The organism is Bacillus sp. ms-22 (assembly GCF_009759805.1).
Classification (GTDB): domain Bacteria; phylum Bacillota; class Bacilli; order Bacillales; family Bacillaceae; genus Bacillus; species Bacillus xiamenensis.
On the sequence record NZ_CP046653.1, the window covers coordinates 3,326,106 to 3,347,406 of the forward strand.

Annotated in this window: 19 protein-coding genes; 9 read left to right on the forward strand and 10 right to left on the reverse strand. The window is 42.3% G+C overall.

The features are described from left to right. Position 1 precedes the first annotated feature (1 nt). Complete coding sequence (locus tag GPA07_RS17325; RefSeq protein WP_008357059.1) at positions 2-436, reverse strand: PTS mannitol transporter subunit IIA; 435 nt, start codon at positions 434-436, stop codon at positions 2-4. Positions 437-532: 96 nt separating this feature from the next. After that, positions 533-1,975: a PTS mannitol transporter subunit IIBC gene (locus tag GPA07_RS17330; RefSeq protein WP_008357057.1), complete on the reverse strand. Its 1,443-nt coding sequence runs from the start codon at positions 1,973-1,975 to the stop codon at positions 533-535. Between the two features lie 506 nt (positions 1,976-2,481). On the opposite strand from GPA07_RS17330, the gene GPA07_RS17335 reads away from it, so the two are divergent. The 3 genes from GPA07_RS17335 (at position 2,482) to GPA07_RS17345 (ending at position 5,478) form a co-directional block, all read left to right on the forward strand. Further along, positions 2,482-4,116 carry a copper resistance CopC/CopD family protein gene (locus tag GPA07_RS17335; protein ID WP_157293053.1) on the forward strand — a complete coding sequence of 545 codons (1,635 nt, stop codon included), beginning with the start codon at positions 2,482-2,484 and terminating at the stop codon, positions 4,114-4,116. Positions 4,117-4,134: 18 nt separating this feature from the next. After that, complete coding sequence (locus GPA07_RS17340; RefSeq protein ID WP_008357054.1) at positions 4,135-4,749, forward strand: YcnI family copper-binding membrane protein; 615 nt, start codon at positions 4,135-4,137, stop codon at positions 4,747-4,749. 132 nt (positions 4,750-4,881) lie between these two features. Further along, on the forward strand, positions 4,882-5,478 hold the full coding sequence (locus GPA07_RS17345) for an NAD(P)H-dependent oxidoreductase (protein WP_157293054.1): 597 nt from the start codon (positions 4,882-4,884) through the stop codon (positions 5,476-5,478). Between the two features lie 47 nt (positions 5,479-5,525). On the opposite strand, the gene GPA07_RS17350 is transcribed toward GPA07_RS17345, so the two are convergent. From GPA07_RS17350 to gabT, 3 genes are read right to left on the reverse strand one after another with little or no spacing between them, the layout of a single operon-like run. Continuing rightward, positions 5,526-6,920 carry an NAD-dependent succinate-semialdehyde dehydrogenase gene (locus GPA07_RS17350; RefSeq protein ID WP_157293055.1) on the reverse strand — a complete coding sequence of 465 codons (1,395 nt, stop codon included), beginning with the start codon at positions 6,918-6,920 and terminating at the stop codon, positions 5,526-5,528. After that, positions 6,895-8,283, reverse strand: coding sequence for an APC family permease (locus tag GPA07_RS17355; RefSeq protein ID WP_157293056.1), 1,389 nt, complete (start codon positions 8,281-8,283; stop codon positions 6,895-6,897). Before GPA07_RS17355 ends, GPA07_RS17350 begins: the two co-directional genes overlap by 26 nt. A gap of 21 nt (positions 8,284-8,304) precedes the next feature. Beyond that, positions 8,305-9,621, reverse strand: a complete 1,317-nt coding sequence (gene gabT / locus GPA07_RS17360; RefSeq protein WP_008357047.1) for a 4-aminobutyrate--2-oxoglutarate transaminase — start codon at positions 9,619-9,621, stop codon at positions 8,305-8,307. A gap of 108 nt (positions 9,622-9,729) precedes the next feature. Here gabT and gabR point away from each other — a divergent pair, with 108 nt between their 5' ends. Then, positions 9,730-11,154 carry a MocR-like transcriptional regulator GabR gene (gabR, locus tag GPA07_RS17365; protein ID WP_008357046.1) on the forward strand — a complete coding sequence of 475 codons (1,425 nt, stop codon included), beginning with the start codon at positions 9,730-9,732 and terminating at the stop codon, positions 11,152-11,154. A 65-nt stretch (positions 11,155-11,219) separates the two neighbouring features. Here gabR and GPA07_RS17370 read toward each other — a convergent pair whose 3' ends face one another. Further along, entirely contained in the window at positions 11,220-11,951 is a 732-nt protein-coding gene (locus tag GPA07_RS17370) for a LysR family transcriptional regulator (RefSeq protein WP_157293057.1), read from the reverse strand. 99 nt (positions 11,952-12,050) lie between these two features. Between GPA07_RS17370 and GPA07_RS17375 the strand changes: the two genes are divergently transcribed. Then, positions 12,051-12,602 carry a DUF4865 family protein gene (locus tag GPA07_RS17375; protein WP_008357042.1) on the forward strand — a complete coding sequence of 184 codons (552 nt, stop codon included), beginning with the start codon at positions 12,051-12,053 and terminating at the stop codon, positions 12,600-12,602. 79 nt (positions 12,603-12,681) lie between these two features. Here GPA07_RS17375 and GPA07_RS17380 read toward each other — a convergent pair whose 3' ends face one another. After that, positions 12,682-12,993: an ArsR/SmtB family transcription factor gene (locus tag GPA07_RS17380; protein WP_008357033.1), complete on the reverse strand. Its 312-nt coding sequence runs from the start codon at positions 12,991-12,993 to the stop codon at positions 12,682-12,684. A gap of 247 nt (positions 12,994-13,240) precedes the next feature. On the opposite strand from GPA07_RS17380, the gene GPA07_RS17385 reads away from it, so the two are divergent. From GPA07_RS17385 to GPA07_RS17400, 4 genes are all read left to right on the forward strand, one after another. Continuing rightward, entirely contained in the window at positions 13,241-14,107 is an 867-nt protein-coding gene (locus tag GPA07_RS17385; RefSeq protein ID WP_008357032.1) for a TetR/AcrR family transcriptional regulator, read from the forward strand. Positions 14,108-14,123: 16 nt separating this feature from the next. Then, positions 14,124-15,557, forward strand: coding sequence for an MDR family MFS transporter (locus tag GPA07_RS17390; protein ID WP_008357031.1), 1,434 nt, complete (start codon positions 14,124-14,126; stop codon positions 15,555-15,557). Between the two features lie 175 nt (positions 15,558-15,732). Next, the gene (locus tag GPA07_RS17395; RefSeq protein WP_008357030.1) at positions 15,733-17,109 is read left to right on the forward strand and encodes an aspartate kinase; all 1,377 of its coding nucleotides are present in this window, start codon (positions 15,733-15,735) and stop codon (positions 17,107-17,109) included. Positions 17,110-17,271: 162 nt separating this feature from the next. Further along, entirely contained in the window at positions 17,272-18,117 is an 846-nt protein-coding gene (locus GPA07_RS17400) for a GAF domain-containing protein (RefSeq protein ID WP_008357029.1), read from the forward strand. Between the two features lie 148 nt (positions 18,118-18,265). Here GPA07_RS17400 and GPA07_RS17405 read toward each other — a convergent pair whose 3' ends face one another. From GPA07_RS17405 to GPA07_RS17415, 3 genes are all read right to left on the reverse strand, one after another. Continuing rightward, positions 18,266-19,696 (reverse strand): sensor histidine kinase, encoded by a 1,431-nt coding sequence (locus GPA07_RS17405; RefSeq protein WP_008357028.1) that lies wholly within the window; start codon positions 19,694-19,696, stop codon positions 18,266-18,268. Further along, the gene (locus GPA07_RS17410) at positions 19,686-20,378 is read right to left on the reverse strand and encodes a response regulator transcription factor (RefSeq protein WP_008357026.1); all 693 of its coding nucleotides are present in this window, start codon (positions 20,376-20,378) and stop codon (positions 19,686-19,688) included. The genes GPA07_RS17405 and GPA07_RS17410 overlap by 11 nt, the downstream gene beginning before the upstream one ends. A 369-nt stretch (positions 20,379-20,747) precedes the next feature. Further along, the gene (locus GPA07_RS17415) at positions 20,748-21,296 is read right to left on the reverse strand and encodes a GNAT family N-acetyltransferase (protein WP_071168082.1); all 549 of its coding nucleotides are present in this window, start codon (positions 21,294-21,296) and stop codon (positions 20,748-20,750) included. Positions 21,297-21,301 lie beyond the last annotated feature (5 nt).

Here is a 21,301-nt window from a genome sequence, read left to right on the forward strand (position 1 = left end):
GTTAGTTCACCTCGTTAAAGATGGCGATCAGTTCATCCTGATCCTTTGCATGAATGATGCGTTCTACATTTTCTTCTTCTGAACAGACAATCGCAATTTGAGAAAGAATATCGAGATGCTCATTGTTTTTCCCAGCGATGCCAAATACGACTTTCGCTACATTTCCTTCTCCATATTCAACGCCATCTGGAATTTGGATGATGGAAATCCCTGAATGCAGGACAGCCGCTTTGGCCTCTTCTGTGCCATGAGGAATCGCAATCCCGTTGCCCATAAATGTAGAAGAGATCTTTTCTCTTTCAAACATTTTGTCCACATAATCGCTCGTGACATAGCCGTTTGCCACTAGGACTTCTCCTGCTTTTTTAATGGCTTCCTCTTTAGAGCCTGCTTGTTCGTTTAGAAAAATATTGTCTTTTGAAAGAACTTGTTTCATGAATGATCACACACCTTTTTTAGAATAAAAAATCAGGAAAACAACCAAAACGGGGAGTTCAATTAGGAAAAATTGGACTCAACCCGTTTCGTCATGTTATTTTTTCAATTTCTCAATCAGCTCATCATATTTTGGGCTGTTTAAGAAATTATCAACTGAGATATGAACAGCTCCCGGCAGTTTTGCCTTGGCTCTGTCTGTTAAATCTTTATGGGTAAAGACCACATCGGCATCATCTGGGATGTTGCTGATGGATGTGTTTGTCACATCAATATCAAGCTCTGCCTTTTTTACTTTGTTCTTTAAAATGGAAGCGCCCATCGCACTTGAGCCCATTCCTGCATCACAGGCAAAGATGATTTTGTTCACGTCATCTGGATGGATATCATGCGGAGATGCTGCTTGCTCGTTCGCTTCCGCACCTTCCTTTTGCGCTGTGAGAGCTGCTGCTGCTGCACTTTTCTTTCCTTTCATGTCTTGCATCTTTTCGGTTGCTGCTGTTAAGTCTTCGTCAACTGCTTTTGATGTTTTCAAAATGACAGAAGCGACAAGGAAGGATACGATGGCTGCCACCACAACACCTGCTAAAACGGCAAGATGACCGCCTTTTGGTGACATAATCATAAGCGCAATAATACTGCCTGGTGATGGGACAGCCTTTAAACCTGCATTTAATAATGTGAAAGTCAGAACACCACTTGCCCCACCTGCAATGACAGCCAAAATGAGTTTTGGCTTCATTAGGATGTACGGGAAGTAAATTTCATGAATTCCCCCTAAGAATTGAATGATAATCGCACCTGGTGCAGACTGCTTCGCATTCCCTCGTCCAAAGAACATATACGCAAGAAGAACACCTAAACCCGGTCCAGGGTTTGTTTCAAGCAAGAACAGGATAGATTGACCCGTCTTCGCTGCTTGCTCCACCCCTAAAGGACCTAAAATACCTTGGTTAATCGCATTGTTTAAGAACAATACTTTCGCTGGTTCAATGAAGATACTTGCCAGCGGAAGTAAATGTGCATTGACAATGATATCTACACCTGCGGCAAGGGCTTTGTTAAGGCCTAATACCACTGGGCCAATTGCGTAGAATGCAATGGCAACAAGAATGGCACCAAGGATACCAGCCGTAAAGTTATTGATAAGCATTTCAAAGCCTGATTTGATTCGGTCTTTGAACAGCTGGTCGATTTTCTTAATCAGATAACCGCCAAGTGGTCCCATGATCATGGCACCTAAAAACATTGGAATATCCGAACCAACAATGACCCCAATCGTAGCGGTTGCACCAAGTACCCCGCCTCGATGGTCATAGACGAGTTTACCGCCTGTGTAACCGATTAATAGCGGCAGTAAGTAGTTAATCATTGGTCCAACGAGTGTCGCTAACTGTTCATTTGGAAGATAACCACTCGGAATGAACAGAGCTGTAATCAGTCCCCAAGCAATAAATGCACCAATATTCGGCATAATCATGCCGCTTAAATAGCTTCCAAAGCGCTGTACTTTTACGCGGAATCCGCTTTTTTCCTGCATCTGTGAAAACCCCTTTCTTCTTTCCCTTAGTTCAGGGATTTATAGGTCAAAAGATATAAGAACAAGTGTCAGTGAAGCCCTTATACCTATCGTAAAACGCTTTCACTTTCCCTTCAATTGAAACTAAATGTCACTTTGTCACATAGTGTGTGACAAAATTGAAAAATGATGTGAAATCATTGGAAGATCATAAATGATCATGAGTGAAAAGGGGAATCTGCCGTTGTTTTGGCACAAAATTCATTGGAATTTCACAAATTTCAAATGGTCTCTTCTTGTTTCCTCTTCTTAAATCGAATAGGCTTATATTGATCAAACCTATTCATTCAAGAAACGTCTGCGCAGACAGGACACAGAAAAAGTGAACCATCTTGCTATTTGTTTCGTTTACCTTTTAGAGTAGGCGGTACACTAGAAAGAGCGGTTTTTTCTGTGACTCACAGTTTACTGCCGCTTTCTTTCTGATACATGAGATATTTTCATAGGTAGAAAGGCGGTTATTCACATTGTTGACATATAGTAAGTGGCTTCTGGTACTGATCGTCATGCTCTCTTTTTTCATACCAAAGGAGGCATCGGCTCATGCATATGTGGTGAGCTCGAATCCTGCGGCGAATGAAGAGCTTGATCAGCAGCCTCCTTCCGTCTCTATCACCTTCAGTGAAGGAATCGAAAGCGGATTTCATGCCATTAAGGTGTTAAATGCAAAAGGGGATCGTGTGGATCAAGGAGATACGGTCATCAAAGATCAAAAGATCATGGAAGCGGCTTTAAAAAAGAATTTACCAAAAGGGATTTACACCATTCAGTGGAATGCGGTATCAGCCGATGGGCACTCTGTTTCTGGCATGATCCCGTTTAGTATTGGAAAAGCAGATGGCGGATTCGATCAATTGGATCAGGCGCAAGCGAATGAATCAATTGATTTGGCTTCGACCATCGACAAAGCCTTTCTGTATACATCGTTCAGCTTATTCCTCGGGACCATTTTGTTTGGACTCCTTTGGTTTAAAGCGGCGATAACAGACATATTAGCCAAACGAATGAAGCGGCTTCTGACCATTTCACTGATCATGATGGGCGGAGCACTTTTGTTCCAGCTGCCAATTCAAACAAGATCAGCAGCAGACGTGTCCTTTTTAGGGGCATTTCAACCATCGCTTTTAAAAGAAACCATTGCGTCGACTTCTGGTGGAAGTCTGTGGATGATGCTCATGGCGTCATTTGTTCTTCTGACGATCTGGACGATGGTGGCGATGAAAAAAGGAAACTTCACTTCCTTCCGGGTCTGGCTGTTTCCACTGCTCATTTTCACTGTGCTCCTTTGGCTGAAAGCGCAAATCGGTCATCCAGCCGCAACAGATAATAAAATACTGACAACGTCACTTGATTTCATCCATCTCGTTTCTGCATCCATTTGGGTCGGCGGTTTAACAGCGATTGTCCTTCTTTTGATGAAGAAGCTGCCAAATGAAGACCAGCCGCTCATACGTAGCACCCTGACAGCCTTTCATCCGTGGGCACTGCTCTCAGTTGGACTCATTGTGTTTTCAGGGTTCGTGAATGCGATCTTTATTTTGCAATCGTTTGATGCTCTCTTCCAATCAGCGTATGGACGTACTTTCTTAATCAAGCTTGGTTTATTTATCATCATGGGCCTTCTTGGACTTGTCCATTACCTAATGCTGAGATGGGAAAAGAAGCAGAAACGAAACATATCTTTACGAGCAGAATGGATGATTGGGGTCGCTATTTTGTTATTAACAGCCGTATTCACGAATATTCCAAGTCCTCCTCCGCCTGCGCCAGAGCCATTCTTTGGAGCCAATCAGGTCGAGCATCGTGACATTGTGTCCTTGAGCATTACCCCGAATGCCCCTGGAAAAAACACATTTGAGGTGGCATTTACGAAGAAGGATGGACAAACGATCACAGACATTCAATCAGTGACAGCCAAGATTCATAAAGTGGCCCTATTCGGTGATGAAACGCCGAATGAATTTCAGCTGAAACGATTAAAGAATGGCCATTTCTCTGCTGAAAATCTTTTATTAAATGAAAAGGGCACTTGGAAAATAGACATACATGCGTTAACTGGTTCTTTTGAGAACATCAATACCACATTTATTAGAAGAAACTAAAAAAGGAGTTCATCTTAAATGAAAAAATATGTGAAAGCTTTATTACCAATGCTTCTTGCTTCATTTTTACTGGCGATTCCTGTGAGTGCACACGTGACCGTCAAACCTGATACATCTGCGACAAACGCTTGGGAAACTTATACGTTAAAAGTGCCTTCTGAAAGCGACAGTCCGACAACAAAGGTTGTCATCACAATGCCTAAAGGCGTAGAATTCCAACAGTACGAGCCAGTACCCGGCTGGAAAACAACGACTGAAGAGAAAGATGGCAAGGTCACAAGAGTCACTTGGGAAGCAACAGGCGATGGTGTGCTTGCGGGGCAGTTCCAGCAATTCGTGTTTGTGGCAAAAAACCCTGAAAAAGCAGGCGAAGCCAAATGGGATGCGTATCAATATTATAAGGATGGAACGGTTGTGGAATGGACTGGCGATAAAGATGCTGATAAACCTCACTCCATCACAAACATTGTCGCATCTAATACCGTAACAGATGCACATGGTCAAGAAAAACCAAAAGAAGAACAGGCATCCGAGACTGCCTCTACTTCTTCCTCACCACTTGTTCTTGGTCTGTCCATTGCCGCTCTAGTCGTTGCCCTTATTGCACTTGGACTTGCTTTTAGAAAAAAATAAACGTTTTACATGAGCGATTGCTTTTTGAAGCCGTCGCTTTTTATTTTCCCAACCTATTATTTCCAATATAGGATTGAATAGGATTCAGGTGCATGCCATAATGAGACAGATGACCACTTAGGAGGCTATGAGATGAACCATCTAATCATATTTGCACATCCGCAGCAAAGTTTAAATCAAACTTTATTAGATCTTGTCGTGAGCACTCTTTTAAACAATGGTCATGATGTGACAGTTCGTGATGTGTATGCCATTGGTTTTCCGCCAGAGCTGACACTAGCAGAAAAGGCTGCCATGAAAAGCGGTGATGTGCCAATCGCCATTCAAACAGAGCAGAAGCTGATTCAGCAGGCGGATGTCCTGACGTTTATTTTCCCGATATGGTGGACGGGCTTTCCGGCTATGCTAAAGGGCTATGTGGAACGCGTTTTTTCAGAGGGCTTCGCTTATCAAATCAATGAACATGGAGCCATTGACAATCTTCTTCAGGACAAAAAAGCTGTCATTATCAATACGCACGATGCCCCAAGGACCTTTCTTGATTCAAATATGATCGCTGCCCCATCCCATCATATGACGACAGATACAGAGGTCTTCAATTTTATCGGAATTGAGCCAGTGGAACGGCTCTTATTCAGCAGCATGGAACAAGCATCTGCAGATGACATCCATGAAATTCTCAAGGAAACAAAAGAAACAGTGGATCAACTTTTCCCCCCTGCTGTTTGACATAAAAAAAGACTGCCGAGGTTTTCTCGGTCAGTCTTTTTCACGTGTTATTCGTCTAAACCAATGGATACGTATTTTGTTTCTAAATATGGCTCGATTCCTTCGATGCCGCCTTCCCGGCCAATTCCGCTCTCTTTCATACCGCCGAACGGTGCTTGAACAGCCGATGGCCCCCCATCATTCCAGCCAATAATCCCGTAATCAAGATTCTCTGAGATATAGAGCCCATTCCGGTAATTCTCTGTAAAGAAATAAGCCGCCAGTCCAAAAGGTGTATCGTTGGCTAATTGAATCGCCTCATCTAATGTTTGAAACGTCGTTATCGGCGCCACTGGACCAAACGTCTCTTCATGCATAATGTTCATGGAAGGATCGACATGCGTGAGAACCGTCGGCTGAACAAAATAATACGACTTCTCATCGTCAAAATGCGTTTTGCCGCCAACAAGGACTTTCGCCCCTTTATCCACCGCATCTTGAATTTGGTTGACAATTTTATCAAAGCCGCGCTTATTGATAATTGGACCGATTGATGTACCTTCTTCAAAGCCATTTCCGACTTTCAGCTTTTCTACTTCTTTGCTGAAGCCTTGCGCAAATGCTTCATGAATTTCTTCGTGTACGATTAAACGGTTGGCACAGACACAGGTCTGTCCTGCATTACGAAACTTAGATGCAACTGCCTGTTTCACAGCCAATTCAAGATTCGCATCCTTGTCCACGATGAGCGGGGCATGACCGCCAAGCTCCATCGATACGTGTTTGACTGTGCTGGCACTGTTTTTAATAAGATGCTTTCCGACTGGTGTTGAGCCTGTAAAGGTGATCTTGCGAATCAATGGACTATCTGTAAAGATTTCACCCACTTCTTTTCCATCTCCGACGACCCATTGAAGAGCATCCTCTGGAATTCCAGCTTCATGGCCTAATTTCACAAGCTCAATGGCCGTAAGCGGCGTGTCTTCAGCAGGTTTCACAATAAACGTACAGCCTGCCGCAAGCGCTGGAGCTGCCTTTCTCGTAATCATGGCCGCAGGGAAATTCCACGGTGTAATCGCAGCGACAGGACCAACTGGCTGCTTTGTAACGAAAAGACGTTTGTTTGTCGTATGAGACGGGATGGTTCTGCCGTAGATACGCTTTGCTTCCTCTGCGTACCATTCTATATATCCAGCTGCATAGACGATTTCTCCTAATGCTTCTTGATACGGCTTCCCGTTTTCTTCTGTGATGATTTTGGCAAGCCTTTCTTTATGTTCGATCATCAAATCAAACCACTTGCGAATGATGTTTGCACGTTCATGGGCTGACGTTTTTGCCCATGTTTTGAATGCTTTGTGTGAGCGAGAGATCGCGTCTTCGATCTGTTCTTTTGTATGCTGAGCAACTGAGGCAATTTCTTCTCCTGTTGCAGGATTATACACTTTGAGTTCGTTTGTCATGCGCTACCTTCTCCTTCGTTCTTGGATTCATTACATATAGTATATACCCAATAAGTGCCCAACCTAAAAGCAAAATCCATTCAGCTGGCCATGATAAGGAAGCCGGCATCCCCGGAAAATAAAATGAAAGAAAAAGAAAACTCAGTCCAATGGCTAAGACGCCAGTCGTCCGCCAATATCTAATGCGGTATGGACGCTCTAGTTCAGGTTCTTTTTTGCGGAGTTTCATAAAGGCGATGGACACAATTAAGTACCCGACAATAATGCCCACGCCGCCTGCATTCACAATCCAGACAAGGGCAGGACGGCCTAGTAGCGGAGCAAAAAAGGCCAATGCCCCTAAAAATAAAATGGCATTTGTCGGTGTTTTATACTTTGGGTGAATATACGCAAACCATTTGGAAATCATGCCTCTTTCCGCCATTGCGTATAAAATACGGCTTGCACCAATGATAAAAGCATTCCAGCTTGTCACAATCCCTGCTACCCCGCCAATCACAAGCACTGTCCCAAACGCCTGATGACCGAGAAGCTGTACCATGGCATCTGCTGTCGCCAATGAAGAAGCTTCAAGCTGACCTTTGGACATCCCAGCAGCTACACCAAAGACAATGAGCAGATAAAAAACAACCGCACTCACGATGGAGATAATTAAGATTCTCCCGATGATTTTCTTCGGTGCATTGATCTCTGCCGCCACTTGCGGAATGACATCAAATCCAACGAATAAAAAGGGAATCATCACTAAAACGGCCATAAGACCGCCAACCCCGCCTTGAAACATCGGCTCAAGGTTTGCAAAATCTCCATTGAATGTCGCGCCGCCTAAAAGGAGAAACCCTGTTAGGATAATCGCCACTGTGAACACCGACTGAAAAATGGCAGCTGGCTTTGCACCAATATAGTTTAGTGCTGTTAAAAATAACGCACCGAGAGATCCAATCAATACCCAAGTGAAATAGACGTCCCATCCGCCTATATTCCATAGAAAGCCAACATGCTGTGTTGGAATGACATAGTCAATGACTGTCGGAAGTGCGACAGCTTCAAACGTAATCACGGACACATAACCGAACAATACACCCCATGCGGAGACAAAAGCAGATTTCATCCCAAATGCCCGCTGGACAAAGACGAGCCCTCCGCCTGTCTCTGGAATTGCAGACGATAGCTCGGCATACGTGAGTCCAATAAAAATGACGAGAATGCCCCCTATGACGAAAGCGATCACGCTTCCTAAAAATCCAGCTGTTAAAATCCAATCTCCCGAAAGTACAACCCAGCCCCAGCCAAGCATTGCACCAATGGACAAAAACAGTACGTCTGACTGAGACATCGTTTTGGCCATTTCTTGTTTTTGCATACAACCATCCCCCTTTGTTGTTTAGCGTGCGTTGAAGGCGTCCTCGATAATCCCTAGTCCTTCATGCAGCAGTTCATCTGTGATGACAAGCGGCGTTAAAAAGCGAATAATATTCCCATTAATCCCTGCCGTTAATAAGAGTAGTCCGTGCTTGTTTGCATAGGCTGCAATCGCGGCGGCTCTTTTCTTATCTGGTGTACGCGTTGTTTGATCTTCCACCATTTCAATCGCTGCCATTGCCCCTAACCGGCGGACTTCCCCAATGAATGAGTACTTTGTTCTCCACTCATTCGCTTTGTCCTCAATGACTTGTCCAATGTGTTCAGATCGTTGATTCAATTGTTCTGTTTCAATAATATCAAGAACGGCTAATGCTGCCACACAGCCTAACGGACTTCCAGCATACGTTCCCCCTAGCTCCCCTGGGTCCGCTGCATCAAGCAATTCTTTTCTGCCAACGACACCGCTCAGTGGTAAGCCGGCTGCAAGTGATTTTGACACAGTGATTAAGTCTGGCACAACATCAAAGTGCTCAATTGCAAAGTATTTTCCTGTTCTCGCAAATCCTGTTTGAATCTCATCTGCGACAAATACGATCCCGTGCTGCTGACAGAATGAAGCGACGTGCTGTACAAAACGCTTCGATGGTACAATGAATCCGCCCTCCCCTTGGACTGGCTCCATCACCACACAAGCGACTGTTTCTGGTGCAACCGTTGCGATAAAGAATTGATTGAATTGATCAATGATGAAGTCGTCATAGGCTGCATCACTTAACCCTTCAGGTTTTTGATAGTAATAAGGATACGGTGCTTGATACACCTCTGATGCAAATGGTCCGAAACCAAATTTATAAGGCTTGACCTTGCTTGTCATGCTCATCGTCATATTCGTTCTGCCGTGGAAGCCTCTTGTAAACGAGACAACAGCCTGTCTTTTCGTATATTTACGTGCAATTTTCACCGCGTTTTCAACCGCTTCTGCACCTGAATTTAAGAAAATGGCTTTTTTGTCGTGGTCGCCTGGTGTGAGGTGGCATAGTTTTTCTGCCAATTCGATATAGGATTCGTACATCATGACGTTAAATCCTGGGTGAATCAGGCTGTCTGCCTGTGCCTTGACGGCTTCCACAACCTTTGGATGTGAGTGTCCTACATTTAACGTACCGATAGCGCCTGCAAAATCAATAAAACGATTGCCGTCGATATCGAAAAGCTCGGCGCCTTTCCCTTTTGCTGCAAGATGACGGTTGCCGTTACTTACGCCCCTTGCGACGTATTGATCTCTTTTTCCCTGCCATTCCTCTGTTGAAAAGCGATTTGTTGTCGTTTGACTCATTGTCATCCATCCCCTTTATGTCTTTTTTATTATTCTGAATATTTTTTGGTATGATAGAAAGTACCAATATCATTTTTTTGATGGTACCAGAGAGGATGAAATGACGACATGCTGACAATTCAACTAGATCAAACAGGAGAAAACGGATATATTTATCATCAAATCTATACAAAAATTAAAGATGAAATTTTAAATAGAAATCTTCAGCCTCACGATCAATTACCCTCTAAACGAGAGTTAGCCGATACATTAAAAGTCAGCGTTAATTCGGTGAATGGCGCATATCAGCAGCTGCTTGCCGAAGGATATTTATATTCGGTTGAGCGGAAAGGTTTTTTTGTGGAATCACTAGAAACGTTTCATGAATCAGGTCAGTTGAAACCCTCTTCCCTTCCAGCGGATTTAAAGGAAGAACCTATTGCGCGAGACGACTGGTATTCTTTTTCACATATTTCTGTTGATACAGCCAATTTTCCATTTAAAAGCTGGCTGAAAAGTGAACAAAAGGCGATTCATCTCCACCATGAAGCGTTTGGTGAGCTTCCGCATCCACAAGGCGTTTATGAGCTGCGGGAAACGATTGCCCGGCTGATTGGACTTGCGCGAGGGGTCAAATGCTATCCTGAACAGCTCATTTTAAGTGCAGGTACACAATCACTGATTCATTCGTTATCAAGCATTCTTCCGGCCGATCAAATATATGGATTAGAAAACCCCGGCTACCGCAGACTGTATCAAATGCTCAAAAACAATCACCACCGAATTGAAACGATTGGCATTGATCAAAAAGGTGTGCGGATGAGCGATATTCACCAAAAACAGCCGAATGTCTTAATCATTACCCCTTCACATCAGTTCCCAACAGGGGTGATCATGCCGATTTCCAGGCGGATTCAGCTGTTAAACTGGGCGGCTGATCAGCAAGACCGTTATATCATTGAGGATGATTATGATAGTGAATTTAAGTATGGCACAGACAGCATACCCGCGCTACAAAGTCTTGATCGATATGACAAAGTCATTTATATGGGGACTTTTTCGAAATCATTGCTGCCCGGCTTGCGGCTAAGCTACATGGTGCTGCCGCAGCATTTATTGAGACGCTATAAGGAAGAGCAGCACTTTTTCATTCAAACGGCCAACCTTTTTACACAATACACCCTTCTTCATTTTATAAAAGATGGGGCGTATCAGCGTCATATTAAGAGAATGAATGGATTATATGAAGAAAAAAGAAAGCAGCTCATCGGAGAGCTCGACACTGTCTTTGGTGACAACGTACAAATTATTGGGGAAAATGCAGGGCTACATTTTATCGCAGAGTTCCGCTCAGATCGAACGCAGCATGAGATTTTACAGCGTGCCAAAGAAAGAAAGCTGCAAATGTACGGGATGGACCGTTTTACTCTCGATGAGCATGTACCCGGTCATCAAGAAGGCTTTGTCCCGCTTGTCCTCGGCTTCTCTCATATGCGGCCAGAGGATATTGAGCCAGCGGTGAAACGCCTGTATGAGTCGATTTATGGGACATAAAACAGCCTATGTAGATGAATCCTGACACTCCTTTGATGGGGTATACCGATAAAGGAGTGTTACGATCACATTCTTTCATAAACGTAATAGTTAATGTGAATATTTTTCTCCAGCAATTTCACGAGCGTTTGAAGGCTTTTTAAGTTGGTTGGCAGTAACGCAATACCATCTCCCTGTTCAACGATTTTGATCATTCCTTCAAACGAATCTAACTCAAACAGGGTTCGATCACCTAGCATACGCGTGGCCACATGTCTTAATGGACAAAGCTGATCACGATTTACGACCAATGAAATATGATCATCGTATATATCTTTTGATTTTCCATATAAGTTCAATGCTATGCTCTTGACCTCTTTTAATTGATATTCCGCTTTTTCAATTTGATTAAAAGAAATGATTTGATCATAAATATCCTCTGTTAGCTTTTTGTTGATCGTACTCGATGAGGCAATGATAAAATCAGTGAATTGAATATCCTCTAGAACATGTTGCTCGTATAAGACGTTAAATAGAATTTCAGAGCATAAAATGTTCTTTTTCTTTGAAGTCAATTTTTGTTGAATGGCCTTCGTTTCTTTTATGACTTTTTGAGCGTATTGATAAAATAAATCCCCCTGTCCTGTTGAACTGATTCCATCATGATGCCTGATAAAAAATGTTGAGTCATATAAAGTTTCAAGCGATTTGATTCTTTGAGATATATTGGATTGAGCATACCCTAAAGCTTTAGCCGCTTGATTAATCGATTCTTTTTGATACACCTCTATGAAAATAATCAAATCATTTATATTCATCATGATCACCTATCACTTTTAGTGATAACAATAACACAAATAGGTATTATTCAGAAGATTTGAAGTCGCTTATGATGGCTATTGAAAGGGAGTGTTTCGATGCATGCCATGCAATATCATATTGATCTGCCTGCAGATTATGATATGAATATCATTAGAAGAAGAGTGATGGACAATGGATGGAAAACAGATGGATATAAGGATTTATTATTTAAGGCTTATTTGATCACTGAAAAAGACAAACATAGGAGTTTACACAATGGCTATTGCCCATTGTATATTTGGAAACAAGCTGAGGGCATGACTGATTTTGTGTTTAAGGGGTCTTTTGATCATATTTTACGTTCTTTTGGCTGGAAACAAATCCATATTGGTATCACGTATTCCGTCCATTTCACGCATGATTTTAATTGTAGCAAATACGTTCTTGAAGAATATGTGACGATTCATCCTACCGATTGCCTTGAAACCCTAGATATCTCTCATCTCTTTTCTCATTTTAACGACACTAAGGGAGAAGTCATCGTATATAACCCTGATAAATGGAAGCTCGTAAAATATTCTTTTTTGGACTCATTACCAGAGAATATAGACAAGAAGGTCCACACATATGAAATTGTCCATTTGTCTATCGATCATTCATTGGCATAACTCGTTTTGAACGAGGCGGATCAAAAATCCCCAAGGCGTTGTTACCTTGGGATTTTTCATTTGCTGATGCAAGACTCTCTTACCACCGCTCTTGGCCTACAGCTAAAACGGATGACAAGAGGCCTGGAAAAGCGGTATCAATGTTGTCCTTTCTGAGAGAATAGTAACGGTGCTTCCCGTCAATTCTCACTTTCACGATGCCTGCCTCTCTTAGCACTTTGAAGTGATGGGAAAGCGTGGATTTTGCAATGTTCATTTTATACGCACCGCAAGTCCTTTCACCCGCTTCTGCTAAGCAGCGGACAATTTCCAGCCGAACAGGGTCAGCCAATGCTTGCAGCACAGAAATGAGTCTCATGTTTTCTTGGGTTGGATGATTTGGATTATTCATACGATAAATGTATCGTATTTTGTTCTAACATACAATCTCGTTACTCGCCTATGACAAAGAAGACAAAGGGCTAAAATAAAGTTCATTTTAGCCCTTTGTCAACAATCGGATACATGTCATTGAGACATGTATTTTTTTAAGTTCATTTTCTTGTCATGTGCCATTGGTTTTGTTATCATAGCAAAAGTGACCACTCGGTTTCCATTGTGACCATATGGTTTTGCCGATTCGGAAAGGACTTATGAAGATGAACGAAAAGCAAGAAGAGATTTTGCGGGTATCGAAGAAATTATTTTCTCAAAAAGGCTATATGAGTGTCTCCATGCAGTCAATTGCTGATGCCTGTAAAATATCAAAAGCGTCTATTTATAAACTGTTTGATTCAAAGGAAGCTCTTCTATTGGAACTGATTAAATACAATCAGCGCAAAATGAGAGAGATTTCTCAGATCATTCATTCCGAAACGACGCTGTCCAAAAAGGAAAAATTCACAAAAAAGATTAAGCTTGAGCTTGAAGAGTTTAAAGAGAATCATAAATTTTTGAATATGCTGTCCTTTGAGGCATTTTCTCAGCATTCGCCCATCGTCATTAAGCATTTACGTGAAACACGTTCCATTATCATGCAGCGCCACAGAGACATTATTTTAAGCACATATGGTGAATCTGTTGCTCCTTATGTGTGGGATCTTGTGATTGTCCTCAACGGATTAATGAGAGAATTCATCTTGATGTTGGCGATTGAGCACAAGAACATCCAATTAGAAAATGCCGCCGAAATGATCATCGGTGTAATGGACCGTGTATCAATAAAGCCTTGCTCCATTGAGCCTGTATTAACAGATCAGCTGATGGACTCTTATTTGCTTTCCACACAGGAAGAATATGATGAAGAAAAGCTTATCATCTCGTACTTAACAAAGATGAAACAAGAGCTTCATACACTATCAAACGGAGAAGAAAAGGACGATCTCCTCTCTGCGTTTGAGCTGCTAAGTCAAGAGCTGTCAAAGGACCAACCGAGAAACTTTTTAATCCGCTCATTGCTTGATTATTTAGGCAAAAACAGCGTTTTATCACATAGCGTGTCACAGCTGAAAAGCATTATTTTATAGATAAAGAAGGGATAACATGAACCAATCAACAACATCGTATAATCGACCTGTGATTGTTGGGATTTTCCTCGTTGGGGCATTCGTCGCCATACTTAACCAAACACTGCTCATTCCAGCGATCCCGCATATCATGCAGGAATTCAATATTGATGTCAGCAAAGGTCAATGGCTCACAACAGCCTTTATGCTGACAAACGGGATTCTCATCCCCATTACGGCTTTCTTAATTGAGAAATTTTCAAGCCGTTCTTTAGTTTTAACGGCGCTTAGCATTTTTACAGCAGGTACAATCCTTGCTTCGTTCGCCACGAACTTCCCGGTGCTTCTTGCAGCACGTATTGTGCAGGCAGCCGGTGCAGGGATTTTATTGCCGCTCATGCAAACGATCTTTTTAACCATTTTCCCAAAAGAAAAACGCGGGCAGGCCATGGGTATGGTCGGACTTGTGATTTCATTCGCACCGGCGCTTGGACCAACACTGGGCGGCTGGATTATCGATTCCTTTAGCTGGAAGTTCTTATTCTATATTGTTCTTCCAATCGGTATCCTTGATCTCATTCTTGCTTTCTTCTTAATGAAAAATGTCACACAGCAAAGAGACACTCGTATCGATGTCTTATCGGTCATCCTGTCTTCCTTCGGATTTGGCGGGCTGCTGTACGGATTTTCTAGTGTCGGAACGTATGGCTGGACGAGTGCGACCGTTCTGATTTCACTCATTGTCGGCGCTGTGAGCTTGTTCTTCTTTATCCTGCGTCAGTCGAATTTGAAAAGACCGATGCTTGAGTTTGGCGTCTTTAAGTTTGCGATCTTCAGCTTAACGACTTTCCTCGGTATGCTTGTCTTTGCTTTACTGATTGGAACAGAGACGATTCTGCCGCTCTATACGCAGAATGTCAGAGGGTTATCTGCCCTTGATACAGGGCTGATCTTATTGCCAGGGGCTCTCTTTATGGGATTCCTATCACCGATTATCGGACGAATTTTTGATAAAGTCGGCGGTAAAGGGCTGGCTCTAGGTGGGTTTACGATATTAGCTGTCACTTCCCTGCCATTTATGATGCTGAGCCTTGATTCATCAATTGCCCTCATTACCGTGGCCTACACGCTTCGCTTAATTGGGGTTGGCATGATCATGATGCCGCTGACAACAGCCGGGATTAACTCTTTACCACCGCACCTGATTCCGCACGGGACAGCGATGAATAATACGATGAGACAAATGGGCGGCTCTATCGGGACGGCTGTGCTTGTCTCCATTATGAGCAGCTCTGCTGCAAATGCAGCATTATCCGATCCAATGAAGTCAGCCGTGCATGGCATGAATACATCATTTATCGTGTCTGGTGCTATTGCGGTCATTGGACTTGTCCTCTCGTTCTTCTTAAAAGAAAAACGTGAAAACAAAATGATGAAGCAGGAGCTATCTTCTTCCTCCTCTTCTTCATAAAGACAAAGAGCTCGGCATATCGCCGGCTTTTTTTTTCATATATACACTTAAATCGTCCTCTCCAAAAATACATTTGTTTTTACAGAGAAGAAAAACCTTGATAATTTAAAGAAAAGAGTTGATAATAGAAACTATTCAATTTGTGAGAAAATTTTTACTATAGGAGATGTATGCATTGAAGGTCGTTAAATTTGGTGGCAGTTCTCTTGCTTCTGGCAAGCAGCTGCAAAAGGTATTTGACATTGTCACAGCAGATCCAGCTCGAAAAGCAGTCGTTGTTTCCGCACCAGGAAAACGGCATTCAACGGATACGAAGGTCACCGATCTATTAATTAGCTGTGGTGAACAATATTTACGTTTGGGTGAAGCACATGATTTACAGGAAGCCGTCATCGAGCGGTATGCGTCGATTGCGGATGAGCTGGGGTTAGGTCATGATATTATTGATACCATCCGCCGCGATGTAGACGCCTTATTACAGGCTGATTCGGCTCATCCTGAACGTTATCTTGATGCGATTAAAGCAAGCGGTGAAGATAATAACGCAAAGCTGATTGCAGCGTATTTTCAGCATCAAGGTGTCGAAGCACACTATGTGAATCCGAAAGAAGCCGGTCTATTTGTAAGCGATGAACCTGGTCAAGCGCAAGTCCTTCCAGAATCGTATGATCATTTGTACAAATTAAGAGAACGCTCTGGCATCATTGTGTTTCCTGGATTTTTCGGTTTTAGTCTAGCGGGTGATATCGTCACTTTTTCCCGCAGTGGATCAGACATTACTGGTTCCATCTTGGCAAACGGACTGAAGGCAGATGTGTATGAAAACTTTACGGATGTGGATGCCGTCTACGCTGTCAATCCAACGATCGTTCATGAGCCAAAGGAAATTACAGAGCTGACGTATCGTGAAATGCGTGAACTGTCCTATGCGGGTTTTTCTGTATTTCATGATGAAGCACTCATTCCAGCCTTTCGGGCAGGCATTCCTGTTCAGATTAAAAACACCAATAACCCATCTGCAAAAGGCACGAAAATTGTGAATCAACGGGATCATACGAATGGCCCTGTTGTGGGAATCGCCTCAGACAAGGGATTTTGCAGCATTTATATCAGCAAGTATTTAATGAACCGAGAAGTCGGTTTTGGACGTAAGGTGCTGCAAACGTTAGAGGAATATGGACTTACTTATGAACACGTTCCTTCAGGCATTGATGATATGACCATTATCTTAAGACAGGATCAGCTTGAGGAGCAGCATATTGAACAAGAGCTTTTAGACCGCTTGAAGCTCGTGCTTGAAGCCGATGAAGTCGTTTTAGAACGCAATCTCTCCCTGATTATGGTCGTAGGAGAAGCGATGCGTCATAATGTTGGTACAACAGCAAGAGCGGCTCAAGCACTGTCAAAAGCGAAAGTGAATATTGAAATGATCAATCAAGGCTCTTCAGAGGTGAGCATGATGTTTGGCGTCAAAGCGGCTCAAGAAAAAGAAGCCGTTCAAGCCTTGTATGAGGAATTTTTCTCTATGTCGACTGTGCCTGTCTCCATTTAATTAGCAGACTGTCAGATCTCCGGATCGGCAGTCTTTTTGTTCTCGCGCGATTCGAACTGATTTGCGCATTAAAGTATATCTATTTCTCGTTTGATTTTGTATGATAGAAACAAATCAACTATTGTTCCGGCCTTTGATCGGAGCTACAAGGAGTCCTAATCCATGCCTCGTCAACAACTATTAAAACAGTTTCGCAATTTTCATGATGCTTCTACAAGTATTTTAAACATGATGAGCCAATTCATTGATGTGAATACACTGTTTATTGCTAAAAATGATCAAACCACCAATCAAATGGTGAAGGTGCTGAATCATGACGAGCAGCTTCTTGAAGAGGGAGAAACACTGCCTTACGAGAAGACATTTTGCAAGCTGGCGGTCGATCATCAGGATACACTCGTCATCCCTGATATTCGATTGGATAAGCGCTCTAAATACTTAGAGGTAACCAATCGGCTCCAAAGCGGCTCATTTATTGGGGTACCGATTGATTTTACAGATGGGACGAACTATGGAACAATCTGTGGACTTGATTTAAGACCGAAGCAGTTTACAGAGGAGCATGTTCATATGTTTGAAACGATGGCCTCTCTATTGAGTTATGTCCTGGAACTTGATCGAGCCAATCGGCAGATTCAGCAATTGTCTGTACCGATTGTTCCAGTTGTTGACGGTGTCGCCGTGCTTCCTCTTCTTGGAGATATCGAGGAAACACGTGCTCAGCATATTTTAGAGACCATTTTACAGGAAAGCTACAGGCTGTCGCTCTCTCATTTGGTCATTGATGTATCGGGAACAAAACGGCTAAATGAACAAAGCATTCAATATTTGGTCAGCTACGCACAAACGTTAAGACTTTTAGGCATTTCAGCTGTTTTAACCGGCATTAAGCAAGACCTTGCGCTTAGTGCGATTCAGTCGAATATTTCATTTAAAGACATCACCATTCGCAAAGATTTACCGCAGGCGCTTGCCCACATCGGCTTGACGTTTTCAAAAACAGAATGAATGATGATACACCAAAAAGGGCTAAACTCGGATTAGCCCTTTTTCTTCTTTTCAGCGTGATAGAAAACCCTTGAAACGAGCACTGGAGCGGAGCGAATTTGACATTCGTCAGCACCGAATACGAGGGTTTGTCTGGTTAAACCCGAGATTAGCCCTTTTCCTGTGGAAGCGGCAAACGGATGATAAATGTCGTTCCCTTATGTTTCTCACTTTTTAAATCAATATGTCCGTCATGCAAGTCCACAAGCTGCTTCACGATGGACAGGCCAAGTCCGTATTCTCCATAAGGCGTATTCGTTCTCGAAATATCCGCTTTATAAAAACGTTCCCATATGTGTTTGACTTCTTCTGGCGCAATGCCAATGCCCGTGTCTTCCACTTCAATGATCGTTTCCCCATCGCCTTGCTTCCCTCTTAAGAAAATAAGGCCGCCCTCTGTAAATTGAATGGCGTTCTTTGTGATATTCACTAAAATTTGAATGAGCCGGTCATAATCTGCATATACCTTTTGCTCAGGATCAACGTTTACAATCAGCTGATTGTTTTTCTCTTCTGCGATTCGGTTGAGCTGCTCTTTGATCACTTCAAACGTATCAATGAGTGGATAGTGAAATTTTTGAAGGGTAATTTGATTCGATCTAATTTTCTCATAATCCATATTTTCATTGACGAGGCGCAGCATTCGTTTTGTCTCGTCTGTAATTAATGCATAGCATTTCTCTTTCTCTTCTGCGGGCACACCATCCGCTGTGTTCAGCCATTCGACCAATCCTCGAATGGTGGTCAGCGGTGTTTTTAATTCGTGCGACACATCCGCGATAAATTGTCGTCTCCGTTTTTCGAGCCGGTCAATTTCCTCTCTTGATTGTTGAAGGCGTTTGGCCATCATATTGAAATCCTCACTAAGTGTACCGATTTCATCGAAGTGTTTGTTTTCAAGGTTGATGTTGTAATCGCCTTGCGCAATCTTCTCCGTTGCCTCTCTCAATTTTTTGATCCGGTTCACGTGAAATTTAGACAGAAACAGACTGAGAATAAAGGTAATCGTCAGTGCCACAAACACGATGATATACAGATAACGATTCATCTGAGCAATCAGTTCTTCCGCTCCTTGGATTGGGGCAATGAGAACGACCCCGCCCTTCAGCTTTCCGTCCTCCATGACAGGAAGTGCCACAAGGGAAGCTTCTTGATCAAGACGGCGTGAATCACTCCGCTTTACAATGATTTGCTCTCCTTTGGAAAGCTTGGCCCATAAATCTTTTGTCAGCAAAGCTTCATGCGGCGGCATCCCTTGCTGCTGAGACAAAACATCCCCATTCTCATCAAACACGAAAAAGCGAATTTGTCTTGTCGAGAGAATATCTTCAAATGGACGAAGACGGAAGTTCATCTCGGTTTTAGGAAGCTGTTTATAATTCTCCAAGATTTCATTCCCATACGAGCTCATTTCATCTACCCTGTTTTGATAGGCAATATCCTTCACAAAATGAGACAAAAGGGTGCTGATAATAATGATGGCAATGAGCAATAACCCAAGGTGACTAATCAGCAGCTGGTAAAAATATTTAATCTTCATCGAACTTATACCCTACACCCCATACTGTATACAAAAAGGGCTTAGGCCCGTCCCCAATTTTTTGGCGAAGCCGTTTAATATGAACGTCAACTGTTCGTTCATCTCCATAAAATTGATATCCCCAAATTTGTTCCAGCAATTGTTCCCGTGAAAACACTTGCCGAGGATGCTGAATAAAAAAGCACAGCAGATCGTATTCTTTTGGTGTCAAATTCTCAATCCGCTTCCCTTCGAGAAAAACTTCTCTCGTTTTCTTATCCAACTGAAAATGTGCGGTCACCAGTCGTTCATCCTCTTTTGCTTCTTCTTGAACGGATGTATGAGCAAAGCGCCTTTTCACCGCTTTGATTCTTGCCATTAAGGTCAGAGGACTAAAAGGTTTCGTCACATAATCATCTGCTCCAAGATCAAAGCCAAGTACCTGATCAGATTCGGTTTCCTTTGCTGTCAGCATGATAATGGGAACATCACTGATCTTGCGCACCTTTTGACAAATGGTAAGACCATCCATAGAAGGGAGCATGACATCTAGGATGAGCAGATCCCAATCCTCCTCTTGCTTAAACCGATTCAATCCTTCTAGTCCATCGTGGACGAATTCCACTTGAAATCCTTCTCGTTGAAAAAACATATCTGTCATTGTACAAACACTCTGGTTATCTTCAATCATTAATATTTTCATCATCAGCCTCCGCTGTTGCTTTTGTTTTTCTTTATGTAACCTTATTTTACATGTTCCTTCTTAAATCTCAATCGGATTGATACGATTTCATGAACTTATCATGCTTTGGTCATATTTTTTTCATACTTTTTGAAGGAGTTGAAATTTTGGGGAATCACATTGTTCTTTTTTAATATAGTAGAATGGAAAAATGAAGGAATTGTAGAGGATAGTCTAAGATGAGGACAGTGTCATTTACGTTCTTTGAGATGAAGAAGTCTCCCATGTAGTAAAAGAATGAAATGACACGCTTCCTGATCGTTATAAATGGTATATATAAAACAGTTTGGAACTGGACATGCATATCGAGGGCGGTGTGCCCTAAAGAAGCTATTTGTGATTTTCTATAAGGCACCCCATTTCGATGCGAATTTCCTTTTTCTTTATATCTTCATTTGAATAAGAGTTGACATTGAATCCAATCAGTTGAAAGCCATTTTTCAAATAAAACTGGATAGCTGGAAAATTGGATGATTGGGTTTCTAATACAATCATTCTAACTCTCAATTCACGAGCTCGTTTTTGTGCCATTTTAATGAGAGTGCTGCCAATACCTTTTCTTTTAAATTGTTTATCCACATATAAATCATGAATGAGTAATGTATTATTCCATTTCATGTATTGAATGACTATAATTCCAGTTTCTTCACCGTTCATCTCTGACACGTAAACCTCTGAACCCTCTTTATATGGATCAAAAATCTCCTCTTTTAGATTTTTTTTAACTGGAGCTTCAAATACTTCTTCTGTAAGGGAAATGTTCCAACCATTGTGACTGGTTTCCATATGAATTTCATAGTATTTTTCAGATGTATATTGATAATATACTTGTTTTCCTTTAGGATAATTTTTTTGATAGATACGACGAATAGTTAACATTTCAT

Coding starts and splice junctions, on each gene's coding strand:
- GPA07_RS17380 (WP_008357033.1), bottom strand. CDS start 12,993: ATGAATAATCCAAATCATCCAACCCAAGAAAACATGAGACTCATTTCT.
- gabR (WP_008357046.1), top strand. CDS start 9,730: ATGCTGACAATTCAACTAGATCAAACAGGAGAAAACGGATATATTTAT.
- GPA07_RS17385 (WP_008357032.1), top strand. CDS start 13,241: ATGAACGAAAAGCAAGAAGAGATTTTGCGGGTATCGAAGAAATTATTT.
- GPA07_RS17345 (WP_157293054.1), top strand. CDS start 4,882: ATGAACCATCTAATCATATTTGCACATCCGCAGCAAAGTTTAAATCAA.
- GPA07_RS17330 (WP_008357057.1), bottom strand. CDS start 1,975: ATGCAGGAAAAAAGCGGATTCCGCGTAAAAGTACAGCGCTTTGGAAGC.
- GPA07_RS17370 (WP_157293057.1), bottom strand. CDS start 11,951: ATGAATATAAATGATTTGATTATTTTCATAGAGGTGTATCAAAAAGAA.
- gabT (WP_008357047.1), bottom strand. CDS start 9,621: ATGAGTCAAACGACAACAAATCGCTTTTCAACAGAGGAATGGCAGGGA.
- GPA07_RS17410 (WP_008357026.1), bottom strand. CDS start 20,378: ATGAAAATATTAATGATTGAAGATAACCAGAGTGTTTGTACAATGACA.
- GPA07_RS17405 (WP_008357028.1), bottom strand. CDS start 19,696: ATGAAGATTAAATATTTTTACCAGCTGCTGATTAGTCACCTTGGGTTA.
- GPA07_RS17355 (WP_157293056.1), bottom strand. CDS start 8,283: ATGCAAAAACAAGAAATGGCCAAAACGATGTCTCAGTCAGACGTACTG.
- GPA07_RS17350 (WP_157293055.1), bottom strand. CDS start 6,920: ATGACAAACGAACTCAAAGTGTATAATCCTGCAACAGGAGAAGAAATT.
- GPA07_RS17415 (WP_071168082.1), bottom strand. CDS start 21,296: ATGTTAACTATTCGTCGTATCTATCAAAAAAATTATCCTAAAGGAAAA.
- GPA07_RS17400 (WP_008357029.1), top strand. CDS start 17,272: ATGCCTCGTCAACAACTATTAAAACAGTTTCGCAATTTTCATGATGCT.
- GPA07_RS17375 (WP_008357042.1), top strand. CDS start 12,051: ATGCATGCCATGCAATATCATATTGATCTGCCTGCAGATTATGATATG.
- GPA07_RS17390 (WP_008357031.1), top strand. CDS start 14,124: ATGAACCAATCAACAACATCGTATAATCGACCTGTGATTGTTGGGATT.
- GPA07_RS17340 (WP_008357054.1), top strand. CDS start 4,135: ATGAAAAAATATGTGAAAGCTTTATTACCAATGCTTCTTGCTTCATTT.
- GPA07_RS17325 (WP_008357059.1), bottom strand. CDS start 436: ATGAAACAAGTTCTTTCAAAAGACAATATTTTTCTAAACGAACAAGCA.